20 protein-coding genes are annotated in these 25,270 nt (G+C 35.7%); 9 read left to right on the top strand and 11 right to left on the bottom strand.

The window, feature by feature from the left end; genetic code table 11:
• The first annotated feature begins 172 nt into the window (after positions 1 to 172).
• Both HN014_RS08440 and HN014_RS08435 read left to right on the top strand, forming a co-directional pair.
• Entirely contained in the window at positions 173 to 1,789 is a 1,617-nt protein-coding gene (locus tag HN014_RS08440; protein WP_254884119.1) for a DUF1501 domain-containing protein, read from the top strand.
• Positions 1,790 to 1,977: 188 nt separating this feature from the next.
• Positions 1,978 to 2,904: an NAD(P)/FAD-dependent oxidoreductase gene (locus HN014_RS08435; RefSeq protein ID WP_176028443.1), complete on the top strand. Its 927-nt coding sequence runs from the start codon at positions 1,978 to 1,980 to the stop codon at positions 2,902 to 2,904.
• A gap of 56 nt (positions 2,905 to 2,960) precedes the next feature.
• Here the strand turns inward: HN014_RS08435 and HN014_RS08430 are convergent, their stop codons facing one another.
• Complete coding sequence (locus tag HN014_RS08430; RefSeq protein WP_217704367.1) at positions 2,961 to 3,461, bottom strand: hypothetical protein; 501 nt, start codon at positions 3,459 to 3,461, stop codon at positions 2,961 to 2,963.
• A 564-nt stretch (positions 3,462 to 4,025) separates the two neighbouring features.
• On the opposite strand from HN014_RS08430, the gene metG reads away from it, so the two are divergent.
• The 3 genes from metG (at position 4,026) to HN014_RS08415 (ending at position 8,164) form a co-directional block, all read left to right on the top strand.
• A complete protein-coding gene (gene metG, locus HN014_RS08425; protein WP_176028442.1) occupies positions 4,026 to 6,080 on the top strand; it encodes a methionine--tRNA ligase in 2,055 nt (684 codons plus the stop codon).
• Between the two features lie 33 nt (positions 6,081 to 6,113).
• Entirely contained in the window at positions 6,114 to 7,016 is a 903-nt protein-coding gene (locus HN014_RS08420) for a histone deacetylase (RefSeq protein WP_176028441.1), read from the top strand.
• Between the two features lie 797 nt (positions 7,017 to 7,813).
• Positions 7,814 to 8,164 (top strand): DUF2116 family Zn-ribbon domain-containing protein, encoded by a 351-nt coding sequence (locus HN014_RS08415; protein WP_176028440.1) that lies wholly within the window; start codon positions 7,814 to 7,816, stop codon positions 8,162 to 8,164.
• A 57-nt stretch (positions 8,165 to 8,221) separates the two neighbouring features.
• Here the strand turns inward: HN014_RS08415 and HN014_RS08410 are convergent, their stop codons facing one another.
• Positions 8,222 to 8,689, bottom strand: a complete 468-nt coding sequence (locus tag HN014_RS08410) for a CBS domain-containing protein (protein WP_176028439.1) — start codon at positions 8,687 to 8,689, stop codon at positions 8,222 to 8,224.
• Between the two features lie 117 nt (positions 8,690 to 8,806).
• Here HN014_RS08410 and HN014_RS08405 point away from each other — a divergent pair, with 117 nt between their 5' ends.
• Positions 8,807 to 11,221, top strand: a complete 2,415-nt coding sequence (locus HN014_RS08405) for a M28 family peptidase (protein WP_254884118.1) — start codon at positions 8,807 to 8,809, stop codon at positions 11,219 to 11,221.
• 8 nt (positions 11,222 to 11,229) lie between these two features.
• Here the strand turns inward: HN014_RS08405 and HN014_RS08400 are convergent, their stop codons facing one another.
• From HN014_RS08400 to HN014_RS08380, 5 genes are all read right to left on the bottom strand, one after another.
• A complete protein-coding gene (locus HN014_RS08400) occupies positions 11,230 to 11,730 on the bottom strand; it encodes a DinB family protein (RefSeq protein WP_176028438.1) in 501 nt (166 codons plus the stop codon).
• A gap of 3 nt (positions 11,731 to 11,733) precedes the next feature.
• Positions 11,734 to 12,702 (bottom strand): M20/M25/M40 family metallo-hydrolase, encoded by a 969-nt coding sequence (locus HN014_RS08395; RefSeq protein ID WP_217704366.1) that lies wholly within the window; start codon positions 12,700 to 12,702, stop codon positions 11,734 to 11,736.
• A gap of 147 nt (positions 12,703 to 12,849) precedes the next feature.
• Entirely contained in the window at positions 12,850 to 13,596 is a 747-nt protein-coding gene (locus tag HN014_RS08390) for a succinate dehydrogenase/fumarate reductase iron-sulfur subunit (protein WP_176028437.1), read from the bottom strand.
• Between the two features lie 9 nt (positions 13,597 to 13,605).
• Positions 13,606 to 15,624 (bottom strand): fumarate reductase/succinate dehydrogenase flavoprotein subunit, encoded by a 2,019-nt coding sequence (locus HN014_RS08385; protein WP_176028436.1) that lies wholly within the window; start codon positions 15,622 to 15,624, stop codon positions 13,606 to 13,608.
• A gap of 12 nt (positions 15,625 to 15,636) precedes the next feature.
• Entirely contained in the window at positions 15,637 to 16,320 is a 684-nt protein-coding gene (locus HN014_RS08380; protein ID WP_176028435.1) for a succinate dehydrogenase cytochrome b subunit, read from the bottom strand.
• A 204-nt stretch (positions 16,321 to 16,524) separates the two neighbouring features.
• Between HN014_RS08380 and HN014_RS08375 the strand changes: the two genes are divergently transcribed.
• On the top strand, positions 16,525 to 17,670 hold the full coding sequence (locus tag HN014_RS08375) for a methionine aminotransferase (RefSeq protein ID WP_176028434.1): 1,146 nt from the start codon (positions 16,525 to 16,527) through the stop codon (positions 17,668 to 17,670).
• Between the two features lie 14 nt (positions 17,671 to 17,684).
• Here HN014_RS08375 and dinB read toward each other — a convergent pair whose 3' ends face one another.
• Entirely contained in the window at positions 17,685 to 18,785 is a 1,101-nt protein-coding gene (gene dinB / locus HN014_RS08370; protein ID WP_176028433.1) for a DNA polymerase IV, read from the bottom strand.
• 92 nt (positions 18,786 to 18,877) lie between these two features.
• Here dinB and HN014_RS08365 point away from each other — a divergent pair, with 92 nt between their 5' ends.
• On the top strand, positions 18,878 to 19,351 hold the full coding sequence (locus HN014_RS08365; RefSeq protein ID WP_176028432.1) for a CYTH domain-containing protein: 474 nt from the start codon (positions 18,878 to 18,880) through the stop codon (positions 19,349 to 19,351).
• A gap of 86 nt (positions 19,352 to 19,437) precedes the next feature.
• Positions 19,438 to 20,346 carry a transporter gene (locus HN014_RS08360; protein ID WP_176028431.1) on the top strand — a complete coding sequence of 303 codons (909 nt, stop codon included), beginning with the start codon at positions 19,438 to 19,440 and terminating at the stop codon, positions 20,344 to 20,346.
• A 50-nt stretch (positions 20,347 to 20,396) separates the two neighbouring features.
• On the opposite strand, the gene HN014_RS08355 is transcribed toward HN014_RS08360, so the two are convergent.
• From HN014_RS08355 to HN014_RS08345, 3 genes are all read right to left on the bottom strand, one after another.
• Positions 20,397 to 22,406 (bottom strand): T9SS type A sorting domain-containing protein, encoded by a 2,010-nt coding sequence (locus HN014_RS08355; RefSeq protein WP_176028430.1) that lies wholly within the window; start codon positions 22,404 to 22,406, stop codon positions 20,397 to 20,399.
• Positions 22,407 to 22,632: 226 nt separating this feature from the next.
• Complete coding sequence (gene pbpC, locus HN014_RS08350; protein WP_254884117.1) at positions 22,633 to 24,945, bottom strand: penicillin-binding protein 1C; 2,313 nt, start codon at positions 24,943 to 24,945, stop codon at positions 22,633 to 22,635.
• Positions 24,946 to 25,032: 87 nt separating this feature from the next.
• Entirely contained in the window at positions 25,033 to 25,215 is a 183-nt protein-coding gene (locus HN014_RS08345; protein ID WP_176028429.1) for a hypothetical protein, read from the bottom strand.
• Between the last annotated feature and the right edge of the window lie 55 nt (positions 25,216 to 25,270).

Raw genomic sequence — 25,270 nt, 5'->3', positions numbered from 1 at the left:
AGTTTATAACATAGTAAGGTAATTGAACGTATATAGAAGCAAAGTAGATAAACAAAAAGTGTCATGAGCTCTCAAAGAAGCTAATTCAGCATCTATTCCTGTGAAATAAGCCATAATAAAGTGCATGCTGGCTAATTTCATCTAATACATTACCTGATTAAAAAAAGAACAGATGAAAAAACAATATACCCAATCGAAAACAGCATTTGACAAACAAACAGAAAAAGGATGCAACCCTGATGATCATAAAAAATGGAGCAGACGATCTTTTCTTCAAACTTTAGGGCTTGCAGGAGGAGGATCAATGATGTTGGCAAACACACCTATTTCTGTATCCAGACCCTCACCTCTTTCAGTAGCACTTAACAGTGTAGAAAATGACAAAATTTTAATCATATGCCGTCTTAGCGGAGGAAACGATGGGTTTAATACGATAATACCTGTATACGATTACGACACCTATGCCAATGCCCGTCCCTTGATCAAAATTCCTCCAAGTGAATTTATTACTTTGAACGATGATTTTGCAATGGCAAAGTCTATGAACAAACTTGAGCGTTTATGGGGAGATGGTCAAATGAAAGTAGTACATGGAGTAGGATACGAAGATTCCAGTTTATCACATTTTCACGGATCTGATATATGGGCAAATACCAACCTAACAGAAGAAGACAGAACAGGATGGTTAGGGCGCTACTTTCAGGAATTATATCCTGATTATATTTTTAATCCTCCTACCAGTCCTCCTTCTATTCAAATCGGAAGTATTGGAAATTTAATTTTTAAAGGACCTGAAAACGATTTCTCTTTTGCAGTTTCAGATCCTCGAAGGTTATTGCAAATTGCCGAAAACGGAACTTCATACGGTCTTGATACCTTACCTGATTGTACTCATGGACAACAAGTAAAATACTTAAGAGAAGTCACCAATACTACTTTTACCTATGCAGATGTTATTAGCCAGGCTTATGAAAATTCCACTGATTTTGGAGGATATCTCGAAGATAGTCTGGGTAGACAACTCAGTATTATTGCACGTCTTATAAAAGGAGGATTAGGAACTAAAGTATACATGGTTACACTAGGGGGATTTGACACACATTCTGGTCAAATAACCAGACACCAAACATTGATGAATAGTTTTTCTGAAGCAGTTAGTACTTTTTATCAAGACTTACAAGCTGCTGGATGGGATGATAAAGTACTGACCATGACAATTTCCGAATTTGGACGTCGATTTAAAGAAAATGGTTCCTTAGGAACTGATCATGGCACTGCCGCTGCTGCTATGTTCTTCGGCACTGGATTACAAGGAAGCGGATTTGTTGGAGAACATCCAGATTTATCAGATCTTACTCGTGGTGGAAATGTATACAACACTAATGATTTTAGACAGGTATATGCCACGGTCATGCAAGAGTGGTTATGCATCCCAAAAGACATGGTATCACAAGCTCTTTTAGGCACTTCTTTCGAATCTTTGGATTTAGGATTTAATTGCTCTGGTAGTATTGATCCTATAGATGGAGAAGCCATAGGACATACAGTTACGTACAGAAACAATCAAACCTATATCCACATCACCACACCTTCTACTGCACATACCGACATCACCTTATATAATATTATTGGACAAAAAGTAGCTACCTTAAGAAATGAGGTGCTCTTTGAAGGTTCTCATGAAATTGATGTCAAAGAAACTGCACAAACCCGATTAAGCACTGGTCAATATGTATATCGTATTGAAACAAACGGAGCCAGTTATAGTCGCTCCTTATTAATTTCTTAGTCCCTACAAAATACAACGTGCTTTTTTTGCAAAAGAGCATATCAATTAAAAAAACTTATGGATATAATCCATAAGTTTTTTCCTTTTGCTCAATCCTCATTGTTTTCACAATGTTTTAACGCGACTTAATTGTAACAGCAATTTTTCTTTGCTTAATTTACATTCTCACTACTAATAAATACTACCCAATGAATTACGAAAAACAATTTGATGTCATCATCATAGGAGGCAGTTATGCTGGACTCTCTGCTGCTATGACACTAGGAAGGGCACTTAGAAGTGTTTTGGTTATAGATGGCGGAACTCCCTGCAATCGAAATACTCCCTTTTCTCACAACTTCTTAACTCAAGACGGGGTTCCTCCTCAAGAAATTTCTCGTATTGCCAAAGAACAGGTATTACAATATCCCACCATAGCTTTTTATGAAGGAATTGCTATTGAGGGCACCCAGACATCTGAGGGGTTTGAGATTTTAACCTCGTGTAGGCAACACTTCAAGTCTAAGAAGCTAATTTTCGCAACGGGTCTACAAGATCAATTGCCAAAAATAGAAGGATTTACTCCTTGCTGGGGTGTCTCGATTTTACATTGTCCATACTGTCATGGATATGAAGTAAAGCACCAAAAAACAGCTATTATTGCTAATGGAGAAACGGCTTTTGAACTCACTAAAATGATAAGCAACTGGACAAAAGAAATTACAATATTCACTAATGGAGTCTGTATGCTGTCTGATAAACAAATAGCGATTCTCTCCAACCTAGATATCACTATTATTGAATCTCCTATTCAAGAAATCAAACATACAGACGGGTTCCTAAAAAGTATCAAGACCGAAAACGGAACCTCTATAGTACTATCTGTCGCATATACCCGTTTACCTACAACACAGCAATGTAATATCCCACAAACATTGGCATGTTCACTTACTGAAGAAGGAAAAATCGAAGTAAATGAATCATTACAAACAACGAATTCTGGAATATGGGCTTGTGGAGACTGTAGCTCGTTTCGATCAGTTCCAACTGCTGTATATACTGGTGCTATAGCCGGAAAGTCTGTCAATAAAATACTAACAGAAGAAGCCTTTACCCCTACTGCTTCTTTGACATAAAAAAACCCTTGTATAAGTTACTTATACAAGGGTATACTATTTTTTAAATTATATAGCTACGGCATTACTGACGTATCAATTCTTTCTAACACAAAGACATCTACCACTCCGGAAACCTTTAAGTCATTTCTTGTGCTATTATCTACTGCCGCTACATCAAATGCAAAAGAAAATTTTAAATTATTCGTAGTCTCATCAAAACTATAATTTGTTATTTCCAGATTCGTAATCTCTGAATCAAAATAGTTATTTATTTCAAAATATTTATTGTCATTAGAAACCACATAATAACTAAGACTCAATTTAAAATCAAAACTTTGATCTGCCTCTCCAACTCTATTTACATTTAATACAATATCAGATATAGAATATTGATATGTATCATCAGGAGCAGTTAAAAACCTACGAACTCCAAACTCATAATTATTTGTTTTATCGGCATTTTCTGTTCTAAAAAGGTTATTATACGGTCTCTCTCCATAATCTAAAACAGAAGTAAATCTAAAACTAGTTGTATCTTTAAAAACAATATTATCTGGTCTGGTTCCATCCAGCATGATGGTAATATTTCCGTATTTTACCAGTTCATCAAAGCCTTCTCCATTCGTCCCATCTGCTCCATTCGCCCCATCTGTTCCATTTACTCCATCATGACCATCTTTTCCATCTACTCCGTTAATTCCATCTTTTCCATCGAGACCATTAGTCCCATCTTCGCCTTCGCAAGAAAGTAATCCAATTAGTTAGAACAACCATCATTCCTATTTTCCTAAGTAATGTTAATTTCATATTATTTGTTTTGTTTATTAGCGCCGGCAAATTTATTCTTAGAAGAAAAAAAATCATCATCCACAATGTTAAACCCCACTTATAAATAATATCAAAAAAAAGCTTCCTAAATTATCATTTGACACGAAAAACCCTAAAACACAAACATATTTTAATAAAATCAACCCATTAAAACTACACTCTCCCATCTTCCCTAGCTTTAATTTAGTTTCACTTAACAACAAAAAAAGCTTCCTTTATAACTCATCCTTTATCTCATAACATTTCGCTTCTTTTTCTATTGATATATTACGTCCGTGTTTCTTACCTTTGTTCCCTTATTTATGAAAGATATGAGCACAGCAAAACGATATACAATTACAGCAGCATTACCTTATACCAATGGTCCTATCCATATTGGTCATCTTGCCGGCGTTTATGTACCTGCGGATATATACGCACGTTATTTAAGGCTTACCGGAAATGATGTCGCCTATATTTGCGGAAGTGATGAACATGGGGCTGCTATTCCTATGCGTGCCAAAAAAGAAGGAGTCTCTCCTCAGGTAATTATCGACAAATACCATACAATCATTAAAGATTCCTTTCTTGATTTTGGAATTTCTTTTGATAATTATTCGAGAACATCTGCTTCAATACATCACGAAACTGCTTCTGAATTTTTCAAGAAGTTATATGATGATCAAAAATTTATAGAAGAAACCACTGAGCAATTATACGATCCTGAGGCAAATCAATTCTTAGCAGATCGATTCGTAATCGGGACTTGCCCAAAATGTTCCCATGAAGAGGCTTATGGAGATCAATGTGAAAAATGTGGAAGTTCACTGAATGCTACTGATTTGATTAATCCTAAATCAACTATATCGGGAGCAAAACCAACATTAAAAAAAACCAAGCATTGGTTTCTTCCTCTAGATCAATATGAAGATTTCTTAAAAGAATGGGTGCTTGTTGGTCACAAAAAAGACTGGAAAGCCAATGTATATGGTCAAATTAAATCCTGGATTGATGACGGACTAAGACCTAGAGCCGTTACCAGAGATTTAGACTGGGGAATTCCTGTTCCGGTTCCTGATGCAGAAGGAAAAGTACTATACGTATGGTTTGATGCCCCTATCGGGTATATCTCTTCCACCAAAGAGTGGGCAGCAAGAGAAGGGAAAGACTGGGAACCTTACTGGAAAGATGAAAACACAAAATTAGTTCATTTCATCGGAAAAGATAATATTGTATTTCATTGTATTATTTTTCCTAGTATGCTAAAAGCAGAAGGAAGTTATATTCTTCCTGAAAATGTTCCAGCCAATGAGTTCCTAAACCTAGAAGGAAATAAACTATCTACTTCTAAAAACTGGGCGGTATGGCTACATGAATATCTGGAAGAATTTCCTGGAAAACAGGATGTACTAAGATATACATTGACAGCAAACGCTCCAGAAACCAAGGATAATGATTTTACCTGGAAAGACTTTCAAGCCAGAAACAACAATGAACTTGTAGCCATTTTTGGAAATTTCATTAATCGTGTTATCGTCTTAACGAATAAATATTATGATGGAATTGTTCCTGAAGCAGGAACATTAACCGATACTGACAAGCAGACTCTACAAGAGTTAAAAGCGTATCCTGCAGTAATTGCGAGTTCTATTGAACGCTATCGATTTAGAGAAGCAAGCCAGGAGCTTATGAATGTAGCTCGTTTAGGGAATAAATACCTAGCAGATGAAGAACCGTGGAAATTGATAAAAACAGATGAGGAGCGAACAAAAACAATAATGTATGTCGCACTACAAATTGCTACTGTCTTATCAACACTTTCGGAGCCTTTCTTACCTTTCACCTCAGAAAAATTAAAAACAATGCTTAATTTTTCTTCATTGAGATGGAACGACATCAATCAACAAGAGGTATTCCTTACCACAGGACATCAGATACAAAAAGGAACATTACTATTCTCTAAAATAGATGATAAAGAAATCCAGCAGCAACTGGATAAACTAGAAGCTACTAAAAAAGCAAACGAGGTAGCTAATAAAATTGTAGAACCACAAAAAGACATTGCTACTTTTGAAGATTTTACCAAATTAGATATTCGTATTGGTACTATCGTAGAAGCAGCCAAAATGCCTAAAGCTAAAAAACTACTCGTGCTAAAAGTAGATACCGGAATTGATGTACGAACAATCGTATCCGGAATAGCAGAGCACTTTTCTGCAGAAGAAGTCGTAGGAAAAAAAGTAAGTGTCTTAGTCAATTTGGCTCCGAGAAAACTCAGAGGAGTTGAAAGCGAAGGTATGATTCTAATGACTGAAACTCCGGAAGGGAAACTAGTTTTCCTTAATCCAGAAGAGCAAGAAGTTACCCCTGGAGCTGTTGTTAGCTAAACAACAGCTTTTTGGTTTAAAGCACAAAAAGAAATGCTTCATATTGCCTATCACCCTATGTATACCCATCCTCTTCCGGACGGGCATCGGTTTCCTATGATAAAGTATGAATTGTTGCAAAAACAATTGATTCATGAAGGCACTTGTCATCATGATAATTTTTTTACTCCGGTGTTTCCCGATGAAGAAAACATTCTGGCTGTTCATACCCAAGCATATTATCAACAACTTATTGATCTTACTCTTTCTCCTAAAGCTTGCAGAAAAATCGGTTTTCCATTATCAAAAGCATTAATTGATCGTGAGTTACTGATTGCAGACGGTACGATCAAAGCCTCTAAATATGCTATTGAATACGGTATTTCTTTCAATATTGCCGGCGGTACACATCATGCATACTCCGATCACGGAGAAGCCTTTTGCTTATTAAATGATCAAGCAATCGGGGCTCAATACCTCCTAACACATAAGCTTGCTTCTAAAGTTCTGATAATTGATCTGGATGTACATCAAGGAAATGGAACTGCAGAAATTTTTAAAGATGAACCTGCTGTTTTTACATTCTCTATGCATGGCGCCAGTAACTACCCTTTTAGAAAAGAGGAATCAGATCTAGATATTCCTTTACCTGATACAACGGGGGATGTAGAATTCCTCAATCTATTAGAAAGAACCGTTCCTCAGTTAATTGAAACCGAAAAACCTGATTTTATCTATTACTTATCCGGAGTTGATATTTTAGCTTCTGACAAATTAGGCAAAATTCAATGTTCTATGGAAGGGTGCAAACAACGAGATCTTTTTATTCTAACTATTTGTAAGGAAAAAGAAATCCCTGTTATGTGCTCTATGGGAGGAGGTTATTCTCCTGATATCAAAACAATCATTGAAGCACATGCCAATACATACAGAGTAGCACAGGACGTATTCTTTTAAAAAAAGAAAGCACTTGAATTATCATATTTAATCCAAGCGCTTTCCTAATTAAAAACCCGAGATATTCTTTAATACCAAGGAAGTATATACATTCAAAATTTGAAATAATTATAATTACATCGACTCCGTCCAGGTATCGATATAAAACACATGTTGATTCCTTTAATGCTCAAATTAATCATGTAGTCACCTAGCTAAAAAGCAGGTAGGTAACTTCCCTGACTATCGTAAACTTAAAATTGTGCAGTTTTATTTTACAAATTAATCGCTTTAACACAATAAAATTGATTTTTAAAAATAAAAACACTTAAAAAAATCACGCTACAACATTAAAAAACAACCGATTAACCTATGTTTTTTATTTCTAATTAATTTCCAATATTCTTATAAAAAATTATAATGACCTCTGGCACTACACAAACGGTATTACCTCCATATTTTTCTTACAAAACCATATTTTTTATCCGTTATTCATACGACATAATTATCGCCAAATTTCCTTTTCAAGAGCTTTTGAAAAAAAAATTTAACTTTGTTCGTATACACTCTTTCAGCTGAATTAATTACCTTGTACAAGTGATCTGCTTTCAAAACAAGATATTCTATACTACCTTGAAAGCTGGAATCACTGTAGTTAATAAGCCTATTCTATACCCCTTTTTGCAATAAGAGAGACGAATTATAAACCCCTCTTTGGTTTTTTCATATACTCTAGTAGTAAACCTCTTCGGTACAACTCCCGAAGCATTTAAATCTCGACTATCGAGTAAAAACCTTAATTAAATAGAACTTAGAATATGCATAGAAAATGTCCTGAATGCGGAGGTAAAATTTTAGGTAGATCTGATAAGAAATTTTGCTCCGATTACTGTAGAAACGCTTTTAACAACAAACTAAACAAAGACAGCAAAAACCTTATTAGAAATACTAATAATTATTTAAGGAAGAATTATCGGATACTGGAACGGTTAAATCCTAAAGACAAAACGAAAACCACAAAATCCCGACTTATTTCAGAAGGATTCGATTTTCAGCATTTTACAAGTATTTATACAACCAAAACAGGAACCATGTATTACTTTGTTTACGATCAGGGATATCTCCCTTTAGAAAATGAGTTTTACGCACTAGTAAAAAGAACAAGTTGAAACGTTTTCACTATAAACATTTCAACTGTTTTTTACTTACCTTGTTTTTAGAAAAAATTACTTATTCCAGTTTTGACCATTTAGTTTCAAGGCTGCCTTTAGCACATCTTTCTGACTAATCAACCCTACTAGTTTCCCATTCTCTACAATCGGGAATCGCCTTCTCTTGGATTGTAAAAACTTATTGGCCGCATCAAACACACTGAGATTTCCTTCAATTGTTTCTACATTCGTAATCATGAACTTCTCTACACTTGCGTTTTCGATAGGCATATTATAATACCTACTTTCGTTAATTTGCTTGATACAATCTCCTTCTGAGATAATTCCCAACAATTCATTTTTCTCATTAACTACTGGTCCTCCGGAAATTTTATTCTTAATTAATGTCTCTACTACTTCCATTACGGATTGTTTTGGAGAAAAAGTTATCAGCTTTTTGCTCATATAGTCAGAAACCTTAATCGGAGTTTCATCTATTTTCTTTCCTTTTGGTCTAGCTCCTTGAAAATTAATTATACCCATAACCACTCATTTTTAGTTCTTATTAAATATAGTGATTTACAGCAACTTATCAAATCCACAAGTACAGAAGAAATCATCTCTTCTTATTTTACTATCTTTATCTAAACACAACATTTCATGAAAAAATTCCCTTCTTTATTTTCATTGGTTTTAATTCTTTTTGCAATCTGGTATACTTTTTACAGTAGCATGCCACAACGAATCTCCCAGCAGGACGCTCCCGAAACTAGCTTTTCTACCATGAGAGCCCTAGAGCATGTAAAGCAAGTTGCCAAAAAGCCACACTATACAGGAAGTAAAGAACAAGAAGATACTCGGGATTACATCATTAGCCAATTAAAAGCATTAGACCTTTCCCCTACAATTCAAAAAGGTTTTACAATATACAAACAGGGAGAATGTAGCGATGTTCAAAATATTATTGCTAAAATACCAGGGTCAGAACCCGGTAAAGCTGTCTTACTACTTACACACTATGATAGCGATCCACATTCATCAATAGGAGCCAGTGATGCCGCAAGTGGAGTAGCCACTATCCTAGAAGGTGTTCGTGCTTTTTTAAGTCATAATAAAACCCCTAAAAATGATATTATTATTTGTTTCTCGGACGGAGAAGAAATCGGCTTATTGGGAGCTGATCTATTTGTAAAAAAACACCCATGGGCTAAAGACATAGGAATTGCCTTAAACTTCGAAGCCCGAGGAAGTGGAGGGAATTCTTTTATGCTTATGGAGACAAATGGGAAAAACAAAAATATGATTGAAGCTTTCTCAAAAGCCAATCCTTCCTATCCTGTAACCAATTCTCTGGCTTATAGCATATATAAAATGCTTCCTAATGACACTGACCTTACAGCCTTGAGAGAACAAGGGAATATTGACGGGTTTAATTTTGCTTTTATTGATGATCATTATGACTATCACACTCTCAATGACACATGGCAAAACCTGGACAAAAACTCCTTACAACATCAAGGAAGTTATTTAATGCCTTTACTAACTTACTTCTCCGAAGCAGATCTTCACAATCTAAAATCTGACAAAGATTACATTTACTTTAATGCTCCTCTTGTAAATATGGTAACCTATCCTTTTGATTGGATTTATACTCTCTTAATAATTGCTACAATACTATTTATAGCGGTCATTATCTACGGACGTGTATCTTATAAAATTTCCATCAAGGACACCTTTAAAGGAGGAATTGCATTACTCATATCTCTTTTGTTAGCAGGAGGAATTACGTTTGGAGGGTGGAGTCTTCTCCAAATAATATACCCTCATTATTCAGAAATCCAACATGGTTTTACCTATAATGGGCATCAGTATATCGCTGCATTTGTTTTTCTTTCTATTGGTATTTGTTTTAAGGTATATGCTCATTTTACATCTCACCAAACCCCTACTAGTTTTGCTATCGCCCCAATTGCAGTATGGATTCTCATTTGTTTATTATCCTCTTTATACCTCAAGGGAGCCAGTTATTTTACCGTTCTTATTTTCTTTTCTATCCTTTCAATCCTTGTCTTGATCAGACAAACAAAACCGAATGCCGTTTTAATGGTGTTATTATCTGTTCCTGCTATTTACATTATAACTCCTTTTATTGCCACTTTCCCAGTTGCTTTAGGATTAAAAATTCTTTTTGTATCGGCAATACTTACGGTTCTATTATTTGGATTATTACTTCCTATTCTTGGGTTTTACAAAAGAAAAAAGAGCCTTGGAAATATTGCTTTTCTATTAGCACTAGTATTTCTCATCTCTGCCCATTTTAAATCGGACTTTACAGAAACCAGGCAAAAACCAAATAGTCTTGTATACATATTAGATACCGATGAAAACAAAGCGGTTTGGGCTAGCTATGATGCTATTTTAGATTCCTGGACCAAAAACTACATCAAACCGGGTGAAAATATCGCAGAAACCTATAACAAAAATACTATTCAGAATAAATATGAAAGAGGATTCGCTTTTGCCTCGATAGCTCCTTCAAAAAAAATACCTGCACCATCACTAGAAATCATAAAAGACACCATCACTGGTAGCAGCAGAATCCTTTCTTTATCCATCATTCCTAACAGAAATGTAAATAGAATAGATTTATACACTAAGAAACTGTTTAATTTCGAATCCTTAGAAGTCAATAACGAAACCGCAATTGATTTCACTTACAAAGACAATAATACATATAATGCCTTTACTAAAAGATGGAGCAAGAACCTATTGACGTATCATACTAACGGAAGAAAACCTTTACATGTACAAATGAAATTCCATAAGGACTCTATCCCTACACTCATCGTTTATGAATCTTCTTATGACTTATTAAATAACCCATTGTTCTCTATTCCTTCCAGAAATAAAAAAATGATGCCAAAGCCTTTTATTCTCAATGATGCTATCGTCACTAAAAAATCAATACGGTTAGCATATATTGAAAAAATCAAAGACACCATACAAACAGATTCTATCAACCTGCAAAAAACGCCTGTAGTCCCTTCTATAACAACCTCGAAGGAAAGCATGTAACCTTATATTTATTTTTTTACAGAGATTTTTGAAAGATTTATCAATTTAGAAGCTATTCCGATTTGTCCCAAGTGATATATATCATGTTGGATGATTCCTTCGATCATATACTTATAGGTATATGATTTCCCTGGCACTATCACATCCAGTATCGCATCTGTTTCGGACAGAAGAAGCTCTTTTATCCGTGACTGAGACACGTACAATGTACTTACAAGATCCTTCCAATCTTTTTCTGAGTGAATAGTAATTTCCGGCCAATCAGCAGCTGTATTCAACTGAATATCAAAAGTTTTATTTTTTAGCAATTTTTCTATCACAAAATCTCTCCAACTTACCATATGCCGGACAAGTTTAGCAATGGAATTTACTCCATCCACAGGAACTGTCCCTACATCTTTATAATCAATCGTATGTAACTTTTCTAAAACAGAAACGCCATACCAGGGCACTCCTTCAAAACAATCATCCAAACGTGCTATATACTTTCTTATTTCTCCTTGATTCATACATTAATTAGTATAGTTTTCTTGTTCATCTAACATAAGAAACACTCCTATAATATGTTCTACCGCATCAAAATAAAACTCAGGCTGAATTCCTTCAAATTCATCTGTCTCTTTATGATAGTCTGGATGATCTTCTTCCCCAAAATATAAAAAGGGAATTTTTTTCTGATAAAAAGGACCGTGATCAGATGCTTCTGTCCAATCATCCTTACCATCTGAACCATCATGCCCTATCAAAAGTTTTACCTTATTCGTTATCGGATTATTTTTTACAGCATCAGCTAATGATCTGTGATACCGCGTTCCTACAACATAGAGTTCATCGTTAACATTTCTCCCTATCATATCCATATTTATATTCAAAACAATATCACCTCCTGCAAGCATATCGTAATTCTCGACAAAATAAGAAGCTCCCAATAACCCTATTTCTTCTGCATCAAAAGCAATCAAAACAACAGAGTGCTTTGGTGGGTTTTTCTCAAAATGTTCTGCAAAAGCAAACAATGCACTAACTCCGGATGCATTATCATCTGCTCCATTATAGATTGCCTCATTCTTTATCCCTAAATGATCATAATGAGCTGTAATGACAATATACTGGTCCCTGTAGGTAGTTCCTTTTACTACTCCTATCACATTGACTCCTGTTAATTCTTCTACTCCCCTGTTTATAGTAAATTGTTGTTCAAAAGAGGTCGTTACAGGTACTACATTTAGTTTTTTAAACGTTTCTTTTATAAAACCTCTAGCCATTTCATTTCCTCTTGTTCCTGTTTTTCTACCTTCATAGGAATCTGAAGCTAATTTTTCTAATCGTTTCAAAAGCTCCACCTTATCAAAATAAGGAGACACCAGTTCTTCTGAGGTAACTACAGGAGCATTTATTATTGTTTCAGGTGCTTTTTTACGCTCCTTACAAGAAGACACACAAAGCACACTAATCATTATCGCAGTTACTATCTTTTTCATTTTATACTACAGGTATTTAATCTATCAGGTATACTACAAAAATACTATTATATTTTACTACACTTATTTTTGAGTTTATTATAAAATACAAAATCCAAACTTTAAATAAGTTTGGATTTTGCATAAAAGTATATTATGTTATTTTCTTTATCCTTTCAAGCTTGCTTTAAGAAACTCACTATTCATACGAGCAATATTTTCTAAAGAAATTCCTTTAGGACATTCTATCTCACAAGCTCCTGTATTGGTACAGTTACCAAATCCTTCTTCATCCATTTGATTTACCATTGCCAATACTCGATCTGCTGCTTCAACCTGACCCTGAGGAAGTAATGCATACTGAGATACTTTTGCTCCAACAAATAACATTGCAGAAGCATTTTTACAAGTTGCTACACATGCCCCACAACCGATACAGGTAGCTGCATCCATTGCTTTATCAGCAGCTTCTTTTGCAATAGGAAGCGCATTTGCATCCTGAGTATTTCCAGAAGTGTTTACCGAAATATACCCTCCTGCATGTTGTATTCTATCAAAAGAAGATCTGTCTACAACCAAGTCTTTTATTACAGGAAATGCTTTGGCTCGGAAAGGTTCTATTGTAATTGTATCCCCATCCTTGAACATACGCATATGCAACTGACAAGTCGTAATTCCTCTATCTGGTCCGTGTGCTTCTCCATTGATAAACATAGAACACATTCCGCATATTCCTTCCCTACAATCATGATCAAATGCAACAGGCTCTTCTCCTCTAGCAATTAGCTCTTCATTAAGAACATCCATCATTTCTAAGAAGGACATGTGCTCTGATATATCTGACACCTGGTAGTCTACCATTTGCCCTTTATCCTTAGGACCTTTCTGTCTCCAAATTTTAAGCGTTAAATTCATAATCTCTTCTTATTTGTACGAACGTTGTTTTAGTTCAATGTCTTTAAATTCTAATTCTTCCTTATGCAGAACCGCATCTCCTGGTTCTCCTTTATATTCCCAGGCAGCTACATATGCATAATTCTCATCATCTCTTTTTGCTTCTCCTTTTTGCATTCCATCCAACTCCACAGACTCTTCACGGAAATGTCCTCCACAAGATTCATTTCTTTCTAAAGCATCCTTAGCAAACAGCTCCCCTAATTCTAGGAAATCAGCAACTCTTCCTGCTTTTTCTAACTCAGGGTTCATTTCATCTTTTCCTCCAGGAACCGTCACATTCTTCCAGAAATCTTCTCTTAACGCTTTGATTTCTGACATTGCTGTTTTTAGTCCTTCTTCATTACGAGACATTCCGCATTTCTCCCACATAATTTTACCAAGCTTCTTGTGATAATAATCAACTGAATGCTCTCCTTTATTATTAATAAAGAAATCGATACGTTCTCTTACAGACTTTTCTGCTTCATCAAACTCTTTTGTATCTGTAGAGATTTTTCCAGTTCTAATATCATCTGCCAAGTAATCTCCTATTGTATATGGTAATACAAAATATCCATCCGCTAGTCCCTGCATCAAGGCAGAAGCTCCTAATCGATTCGCTCCGTGATCAGAGAAATTCGCCTCTCCAATAGCATAGCATCCTGGAATAGTAGTCATCAGGTTATAATCTACCCAAATTCCTCCCATCGTATAATGAGTCGCCGGATAGATCATCATAGGAGTTTTATATGGATCTTCGTCGACGATTTTTTCATACATCTGGAATAAGTTTCCATACTTAGCCTCTACGATTTTTTCTCCCAATTCAGTTATTCTCTCCTTAGAAGCATTTGAAATTCCTTGAATTTTAGCCTGTTCTTTTCCGTAACGTTCAATCGCAGATTTAAAATCAAGATATACTGCTTCTCCGGTTGCATTTACTCCATAACCTGCATCACATCTTTCCTTAGCCGCTCTTGACGCTACATCACGAGGCACCAAGTTTCCAAAAGCAGGGTATCGTCTTTCTAAGTAATAATCTCTATCTTCTTCTTCAATTTGAGTAGGTTTTAATTTCCCCTCTCGAATCGCTAATACATCTTCCATTTTCTTGGGAACCCAAATCCTACCATCATTACGCAAAGACTCTGACATCAAGGTTAATTTAGATTGATAATCTCCTGATCTCGGAATACATGTCGGGTGAATCTGCGTATAACATGGGTTTGCAAAAAAGGCTCCTTTTTTGTGTATTTTCCATGCTGCTGTGGCATTAGACCCCATTGCATTAGTAGACAGGAAATAAACATTCCCATATCCTCCAGATGCTATAACAACGGCATGTGCCGAATGACGTTCGATTTCTCCTGTCACCAAGTTTCTAGCAATAATTCCTCTTGCTTTCCCATCAACGATGACAATATCCAACATTTCATGTCGGTTAAACATCTCTATCTTTCCACGAGCAATCTGACGATTCATCGCAGAGTATGCTCCCAGTAACAGTTGCTGTCCTGTTTGCCCTTTTGCATAAAAAGTACGAGATACCAATACCCCTCCAAAAGAACGGTTATCTAATAACCCTCCATAATCACGGGCAAAAGGCACTCCCTGAGCAACACATTGATCTATAATATTTGCTGAAACTTCAGCTAAACGATATACATTTGCTTCTCTGGATCGATAATCTCCTCCTTTTACCGTATCATAAAACAAACGGTAAAAAGAATCTCCATCTCCCTGATAATTCTTTGCTGCATTAATCCCTCCCTGAGCGGCAATTGAGTGTGCCCTTCTTGGAGAATCCTGATATGCAAACGCTTTTACATTATACCCTAATTCTGCTAATGTAGCAGAAGCAGAGCCTCCAGCTAATCCTGTTCCTACAACAATCACATCAATAAGACGCTTATTCGCTGGATTTACTAAGTTGATTTTATCTTTATAAGTAGTCCATTTATCTTTTAATGGCACTCCCTGTGGTACTTTTGAATCTAATATTGCCATATCCTCGTCGAATTAATGTGGTTGATTGAAAAAGTGAAACAAAGCAATGATTATAAATCCTAATGGTATTGCTATCGCATATAATTTCCCAAAAGTTTTCAATCCTCTTGTGTATTTATTATTAGCTCCTACTGATTGAAAAGCCGAATTAAATCCATGCAGTAAATGCAATGACAAGAACACAAATGCTAATATGTAAATCCCAACTCTTACCGGACTGACAAACTTATGTTGTAATTCCGTAAAATAACGATATCCTTCCTGACCTTCAATTACTCCTGTCCAATCACCATCTACAAATTTTGTTTTCAATTCCGGAATCCAGAAATCGTAAAAATGAAGCCCCATAAAAAACAAAATCACCAATCCACTCAAAATCATATTTCTTGACATCCAAGTAGAGTTAGCTGCTCCGTTATTCTTATAATACTTCACTTCTCTCGCGCCTCTGTTTTTTAATTCTAAAATAAATCCCATCACAAAGTGAAAAACAACTCCAAAAATCAAAACAGGCTGTAAAGCGTATTGAACAGCTGGATTTGTACCCATAAAATGAGATAACTCATTGAATACATCCGCACTAAAAATTGAAGTTACATTAATCGCAAAATGTTGTAGTAAAAAAAACATTAGGAAGAAAGCTGAAAGTGCCATGGCTACCTTTCTCGCTATTGAAGATTTTATCAATCCACCCATTATTTAAAAATGTTTAATATTTCGGTTTACAAAAGTAAGGTTCAGGTATGTTTTTAACAACATTTACGATTTCTTTATTCAGTATTTATAATGAATAAAAATACCGAGCTGTTTTTTGTTTAATAAAATTCTTAAAATTAGGTCGAATCAGCTATTCTGACTAAACAAATTCTTTTTTCTTTTCAAAAAAGTTACTTTTACGAGATGCAAGATCTTATTTCCAAACTTCCGACGGTTTCCACCAATATTTTTAGTGTCATGAGTCAATTGGCAACGACACATAATGCATTAAATTTATCACAAGGTTTCCCTAACTTCGAAACAAGCCCAACGCTCATTCGTTTAGTTTCTGAAGCGATGCAAAATGGGTATAATCAGTATGCTCCTATGGCAGGATTACTCCCTTTACGAGAGATAATCTCTAAAAAAACAGCCTCTCTATATCAACGGAATTATAATCCTGAAGAAGAAATCACAATTACTTCTGGTGCCACTCAAGCCATCTTTACAATTATTGCCGCTTTTATCCGACAGAATGACGAAGTTATTCTCCTGAAACCTGCATATGATTGTTATGAACCCACAATTGAATTATTTGGAGGAAAACCTGTTCCTGTACAACTAAATGGTCCTGATTTTTCGGTAAATTGGGATGAAGTGGCTTCAAAAATCACAAAGAAAACCAAAATGCTGATTATCAACACCCCTCATAACCCTACCGGAACTACTTTGCAGAAAAAAGACATGCTCCGTCTGGAGCAAATTTTAAAAGACACTAACATATTGCTCCTTAGTGATGAAGTGTATGAGCATATCGTTTTTGATAATAAATCGCATCAAAGTGCTGCTTTATTTCCTCATCTGGCAGAACGCAGTTTTATTACAGCTTCTTTTGGAAAAACATTTCATACGACTGGCTGGAAAATGGGATACTGCCTGGCTCCTAAAGAATTAATGAAGGAATTCAGAAAGGTACATCAGTTTAATGTTTTTTGCAGTAATCATCCTATGCAACATGCACTAACAACCTACCTAAAAACTCCCGAAAATTACACTTCACTTCCTGAGTTTTTTCAAAAAAAGAGAGACCTGTTCCTATCGTTACTAAAAGATTCTAAATTTACTTTCACCCCTGCATCAGGGACTTATTTTCAATTACTGAATTATCGCAATATTACTGATGAATCGGATGTTACTTTTGCCAAAAGACTCACTATAGAGCACAAAATTGCTTCTATCCCTGTATCTGTTTTTAATATGAATCAGCAAGATGATAAATTATTGCGATTCTGCTTTGCTAAAACAGATGATGCACTACAAAAAGCAGCTGAGATTCTATGCAGTATCTAAATCTCATATTCGAATTAAAAATCAAATTTTAATTGAATGATTTCGATTTCTTTTTTATCTTTTTTATCGACGTTGGCTGTATTCAAATTAGACAAAGAAATTCCCAGCAAACGAACTGAGTTTTTCATCTTCTCCTGATACAATAATTCTTTTGCCGTCTCTAACAACAAAGCCATATCATTTACAAAATACGGCAATGTCTTACTTCTGGTCTGGATTGTAAAATCGCTATATTTTATCTTTAGGGTGATAGTCCTTCCTGCTACACCACTTTTTTTAAGCCTTTTTTGCAATTCTTCAGCTATGCTTTGCAAACGCTCCAGCATATACACCTCTGATGCTATATTCTCACTAAACGTTCTCTCAGCTGCTAATGATTTTCGTTCCCTATTGGGTTTCACAGGACTATGATGAATCCCCCTTACAATGTGGTAATAATGTTTTCCTGCTTTCCCAAAATTAGCTGTTAAAAATTCCAGTGATTTTGCTTTTAAGTCCGCTCCGGTATAAATCCCCATTTGATACATTTTGGCTTGCGTCACTTTTCCAACTCCATAGAATTTTTTGACATCCAACCCTTCTAAAAACGCTACTACTTCTTCTGGATTTACTGTTTTTTGACCATTAGGCTTATGATAGTCACTTGCAACTTTAGCTACAAATTTGTTAATAGATATTCCTGCTGAGGCCGTCAATCCTACTTGATCGTATATCTTTTTTCGTATCTCTTCAGCAATAAGAGTAGCGCTGGGGTTTCCTTTTTTGTTTTCTGTTACATCCAAATATGCTTCATCCAGAGACAAAGGCTCCACCAGATCAGTATATTCAAAAAATATTTTTCTGATAGTAGTGGAAATTTCTTTGTATCGATCATATCTGGGACGTACAAATATCAGCTCCGGACAATTGCGTCTAGCTGCCATCCCACTCATCGCTGAATGAACTCCGTATTTTCTTGCTTCATAACTCGCTGCACTGACGACCCCTCTTTTTCCGCCACCACCAACAGCCAGTGGCTTTCCTTTTAACTCAGGGTTATCCATCTGCTCTACAGAAGCATAAAATGCATCCATATCCACATGTATAATTTTTCTATATCCCTCTTTTTCTCCCATGAATTACAAAAATAAACATCTCTCGCCATTTTAATCTCTAATAAACATACAGAAGAACTCGTACCTTTGTCTCTTTCTTAAAAATTGTTTTTATGGTAGAAATAGAAAGAAAATTTCTGATCAAGTCTTCCGATTTTAAAAAAAATGCTATTAGCAAAGCGAGAATTACTCAGGGATTTTTATCCACTGATCCCGAAAGAACTGTTCGAATTCGAATCTATGGCCAAAAAGGGTTCATCACAATAAAAGGAAAAGGAAACGCTACTGGCACTACGCGATTCGAATGGGAAAAAGAAATTAATCTGAAAGAAGCAAAACAGCTGTTATCGCTTTGTAAAAAAGGAATTATTGATAAAACTCGGTATACCATACCTGCAGGAAATCACACTGTAGAGGTCGATGAGTTTTTTGGAGAAAACTCAGGTTTAATCATTGCAGAAATTGAATTAACCCATGAACACGAGCAATTCGAACGTCCTATTTGGTTAGGAGAAGAGGTTACTGGTGATAAAAAATATTACAACTCACAATTGAGCAAACATCCATTTGTCGAATGGAGTATTTAGATTCGTTAACTAAAAATTAACAATTTTTAACATTAAGCAATTCTTAACAAAAGCGTCTAAAGCCATTAACATTTAATTTTTTCACAATGAATCTTCTACACAAATCACTAAATTCACTGGCTCGTCTTTTGTTTTTTTTACTTCCTATTTGGAGCTTTTCTCAAACTCCAATCAACGGGTTTTATCACAAAAAAAATGAGCTGACGATTGCCACTACTTACACTGCCAAAAGCTATGATCAATTTTACAGAGGTACCACGCTTACTGATGGAAATCCTGCTGGTTTTGGTAAAATATCTTCCTCAATTTTTAGTTTTTTTGGGGAGTACGGAATCACTGATTGGTTATCTACCACAGTAACACTTCCGCATATATCAATAAAAAGTAATGACGGAGCTATTGATCCTGTTCAAGGAAAAAGTAAGGTTTCAGGATTACAAGACTTACAACTATTTTTAAAAGTCAAAGCCTTTGAAAAAAAATTCAAAGATAATTCCAATATTACCATTGGTGCAGCAGCAGGAACAAGCATTCCTGTTGGGGGGTATGATGGTAGAGGAATTCTATCCATAGGTACTGACGCAACCACATTCGATGGTTCAGCAGTATTACAATACACCACCTCTTTTAACTTATTTACAGAAGTACAGGCAGGATATAGTCTCCGGAATAATTCTGATTACGATGTTCCCAATGCTTTCTTAAGCAGTTTTAAAGTAGGCTATTTTAATGACTCTTTTTATGCGCATGCCAAAATTGGTCTTCAGAATTCCACATCTGGTTTTGATATTGGGTCTGATGAATTTGTCGCAGCCGGAGGTCCTAGTTCACTTCCTCAAACAGAAGTTGACTTCACCAATTTGCATTTTGGGCTTTATGTACCATTATACAAAAACATTCTTGGAATATCTTCGGGATATGGACTTGCAATAGATGGTAGAAACTACAACAAAGAATCTACTTTCTCCTTTGGAGCCGTATATAAGCTATACTAAACAATCATTTTTTATAGAGAAGGGAACCTTATCAAAATAAGACCTTTCTCTTATTTTCTTATAAATCTTTTCTGATAGCTTCGTCCATTAGATATCACCTCTAAGATATACATCCCTGACGGCAACTTCCCAACTGGTAAAAATGATTGAAATTTCATTTTTGTTACTACGTGCCCACCAACATCATACACATACATCACAGCATCATTGTTTGCTTTAAAAGAAACATACAACGTATTCTCTAAAATTGGATTCGGATATACTTTCAGCTCATTTTTTACAGGAGGAAACTCAATCGACCCCTTAATCTCCCCTTCTCCACACACTCCTATGTATGACCAGCCTATTTCGGAATAATCTTTAAAGAAAATACGCTCTTTATATACCACCATATTCCCTTGCTCGTACTCAGTTCCTGCTTCCCAGACAGAAATTTCTTCACAGGGTTTTTCCGGCAATGTCTCGACAAGCACTTCCTCACTGAAATCGGACTCATTACCTACTTCGTCTCTTGCTTTTATTTTTATTATATACTGAGTCCCGCCTCTTAATTCCGATAGAAGTACTGTTGTGTCTTCCACAAAAGCAGATAACTTATCATTCACATACACATAATACCCTATAACGTTACGGTTATCTGTTGAAGAGTTCCAAGAAACACGAATCGTTGTTTCCTGTACATCATCTACTCTTACTCCAGTAACTTTTGTTGGTCGCTCATTATCTACAATATCACTTATTATCGGTTGATATCCATCCATCACTTTCTCTGAGCATCCTGGAGCTAACCACTGACATATATTTGGATAAGTAACTGATAATCTACCATACCAATCACTATCAATAATCCCGCACGCAGCATCGCCCCCATGCAGTTGCCCTATAATTCTTTTTTCCGGATTAAACAGTGCAGACCCCGAAGACCCTTTTTCTGTTGTACCACTTTCCCAATTTTTGACATGCCAATGAGTAATCCCACTTCCTTTTTCTCTATCATAATACTTTGTAACCTCAGGAGCATCATGATCAAAAGATATCTTCTTTATATCTCCCCACGGGTGATGAATTCCAACTGTATTAGTTGGTATTATTTCTCTAGCATCCCATCCGCTGTAATAAACATTATATCGTTCTGGAGGAGTAACACTCAACTCCAGCAACAAATAATCTGAATCTACACCATTAGCCAATACCCGACATCCAGATATCGAATCATCCGTACTCACTTCTACACTCTCACAAGAAGGAGATTCGTAATTAAAAATAAAAATCCAATTAGCAGGATTTCTTCCTTCATCTTCTGTGCAGTGATTTGCCGTCAGAAAATAAGGAGTTCCATCATTTTTAGAATTATTTATCAATGTTCCCGTACACCAGCGCGTACCATTTCCTAGAGTAACTAGAGCCACTGATCTACTTTGGTCTTTCCATCCATCTCCTTCATCACAATTAATATTATTATGACAACTTCCTGAATCACCAAAATCTTTGGCTAATTTATATATTCCTTTATAATCATGCGCAACAGTACTAATTTGCAACCTGGATTTTCCTTTTACTGTTTTAGGTTGGTAATATTCTAAAATGATCTTATCCCCTTTAACTGGTGCAATACTAAAATCCCCAGTCTTTTTATTATTAAAAGAAGTAAAAGCTCCTTTTACCATTGTCTTTCCTTCATTATAGACAAACAGAGACGCCCCTTCAGCCATAAAAAACTCATCAAATGTTATATTTAGTGACTTTGCTCCTGTAGATTCTATTTCCAGCAACCAGAACTTATCTCCATTTTTAGCCGTAAACCAATTTCCTGAATTCTCGAAATTCAATACCACTTTATGCCCATAGGCAAACCTCATCGGTACACCTTTTTTTTCTTCTTCGATATCTTCTTTTTCTAATTTTTCAATATCTAAAGAAGGTAGATGCACCTTCATCATTTTTGCAGATTTAGCCACCTTTCTTCCTTCAAAAACCGGAGTTCCTTTTTGACTAACCTGAGATTGTCCTTCTAAAAAAACCAGGAACAATGCTACTAAAAACAGCAATATTCTTTTCATAATTTCAATTAGATGATTGTGTTTTACTAATTTAAAATTACAAAGTCACTTTAAGTCCTCGATCTTTTTTTAACTTTTTTATCACTAAAACCCTGTTTTTTAAGACTTTTTAGTACTTTTTAACATAGTGAATTCCTTTGAGACAGATACACAAAGCATTACAATATCAAGAGAGTTTACTTTCTGCACAAACTTCCATCTATAAACCTTAATAACCAAGAAAACCTTATTCTCTTATTTCAATAACTCGCTTAAGAGTATTTCCTAACTCATCTACTACAGTAATTGTATGTTCTCCGATACTAGGTTGTATGGCTTTTTCATGGAATTGTTCTGTAGTTCCTATATAACGATCATCTACATACCAAAACACTTTCAACCCGGGGTGATTATGTGCTATTTGCAAAACAACTTCGCTGGTTTTTCCTGTAAAATCCTTAGGTAAAAATACACTACTATTCGGTTTTGGAAATATGAAATCCATCATTTGCTTTCCTTCTTTCTGACAATCTGTTCTAAAAGGAGGCAATGATCTATACGTAGCATTTTTCTGCTTATAATAAAACTCTTGTAGTGGAGAAAGTACAAACCAGGATTCATGTACTATATCCGAAATGGGCTCACACGATGAGTTAACTCTATATTTCTTTTCTGCGTCCAAATGAACCAAGGTGTGGTATGCACATGGCGATGACCATATTCCTGTTACCGGGATGTGATTAAGTACTCTCGGACAATTGCTGCCGGCTACATATCCACTTTTTTTGCATATTTCGATTTCCTTCAAATCATCATATGGTTTTTCAAACCACTTGGTATCAGGCAACAAATTAAACACATCAAAAAGAACTGGAGCTGCTGCATTTAACCCGGTAAGTTCCGGTCTTCCTTCTCCATCTGCATTTCCAACCCAAACTCCTACTACATTATTCCTGGTAACTCCAATTGCCCAGGCATCTCTATTCCCAAAACTCGTCCCGGTCTTCCATGCAATTTCTCTAGATGAATCATAAAATTTCCAGGCTTCTCCTTCTTGTGGACGGTTTACTTCTTTCATTGCCTCAAAAGTAGCCCAGATACTTCCTGCTCCCAGAAACTCTTTCTCTTTCTTCAAACTCCCGAAATCAATCTTTTGTTCTGCAAGTAAAATAGGCGTAACAAATTCAGACTCGTAATATTCACTAGAGCTTTCTGTGTAATTGGTCAATATCCCTGAGAACCCTGCATACGTCTTACATAAATCCCACAAGCTTGCCTCTGCTCCTCCCAGAATCAGTGACAACCCATAATGATCTGCACTAAATGAAATTCCTTCGATATCAAAAACATTCATTTCATCTCTGAATCGCTGCAGCCCATACTGCTGTAACAACCGTACTGCCGGAACATTTAACGAGCGTGCCAAAGCTCTATCTGCTGATACTACTCCACTAAATTTCTCATCAAAGTTTTTAGGCTGATACCCTGAAATAACTGTAGGGACATCTGATATCAGTTGCTTAGGCAACAACTCTCCCTTATCCATCATCAAAGCATATAACAACGGCTTTAATGTACTTCCCGTACTTCTTGCTGCTTGTACAATATCCACATCTTTTTGATGTGTTTTAGTGGTAGGCGTATTTCCAATATAACTACGCACTTTTCTTGTATTTACATCCATTACTAATACTGCCATATTATGTACATCGTTTTGTTTCAGCACTTCATAATGTTGTTTTACTACCACATTTACTTGCTTCTGCAATACCTCGTCAATAGTAGTTCTCAGGAGCTCTCCTTTATGTGTTTTTTCTAAAAAATCGATAAGATGCGGAGCATGTCGCGGAAGAGGAAAGGGTTTTTGAGGCAAGGTTTCTGCAACAGAAAGCGTATAGGTTATACTATCAATAATTTCTTTTTCCAATAATCTTTTTAAAACGAGATCTCTTTTATTTTTTAGTCTTATCTGGTTTTTTCCCGGATAAATTAACGATGGAGCATTAGGCAATACTGCTAATGTGGCCGATTCCGCCCATGATAATTGATAAGCTGGCAACCCAAAATATCGCCATGACGCCATATCGATTCCTACGACATTGCCTCCAAAAGGAGCATGTGATGCATACAGGCGTAAAATATTCTTTTTGGATTCTTTTAATTCCAGACGAGTCGCCTGAATTAGTTCAATTATTTTTTCTGTATATGTTCTTTTTTTTCCTTTTCTCGATAACCGTATCAACTGTTGTGTAAGTGTACTCCCTCCCCTGACAATCCTTCCTTCTTTGGCATTTCTCTTTATCGCCTGAAAAATAGCCACAGGATTAAAACCTGGATGGTAATAAAATTGTTGGTCTTCGAACATCAACAATGATTGCTCAAACTTATAGGGAACACTATCAGTTTCAGGAAAGCGCCATTGTCCATCTTCTGCTATTTTTGCTCCCAGAAGCCCTCCATCTTTCCCAACAACAACCGTAGAAGTGGGCTCCTTAAAAAGCGTAGCAGGCAAACAGAAATAAAACCATAAGAATACCCCTCCTATTACAGAAGTTAACAAAGGTCTTTTCTTAATTATACCTAATAGTGTATGTCGTATCACCTTCAACAAAATTCATTAAATACAGCGAACTACTTCAGAACGGGTTTATAATATTCTACCACAGGAAAACGAATCACAGAAATGACGAAGTAATTCTTTCCATTTCTGATATTCATCTGAATCGCTGAATCCCTTCTTATCTTCTCCTATACATTTTAATAAACCGTACTTTATATATCCACTAGAAGATTGCATGTATTTTGCTGCTTGTCTAAACAGTTCTTTCAAATACACTTTTCTCTCCTTTGGCGAATAACACCGATTACTCTAATCCCAATTTCCT

It is taken from the genome of Aquimarina sp. TRL1, from assembly GCF_013365535.1.
Taxonomy (GTDB): domain Bacteria; phylum Bacteroidota; class Bacteroidia; order Flavobacteriales; family Flavobacteriaceae; genus Aquimarina; species Aquimarina hainanensis.
This window is presented reverse-complemented; position numbering and strand designations above follow the sequence as displayed.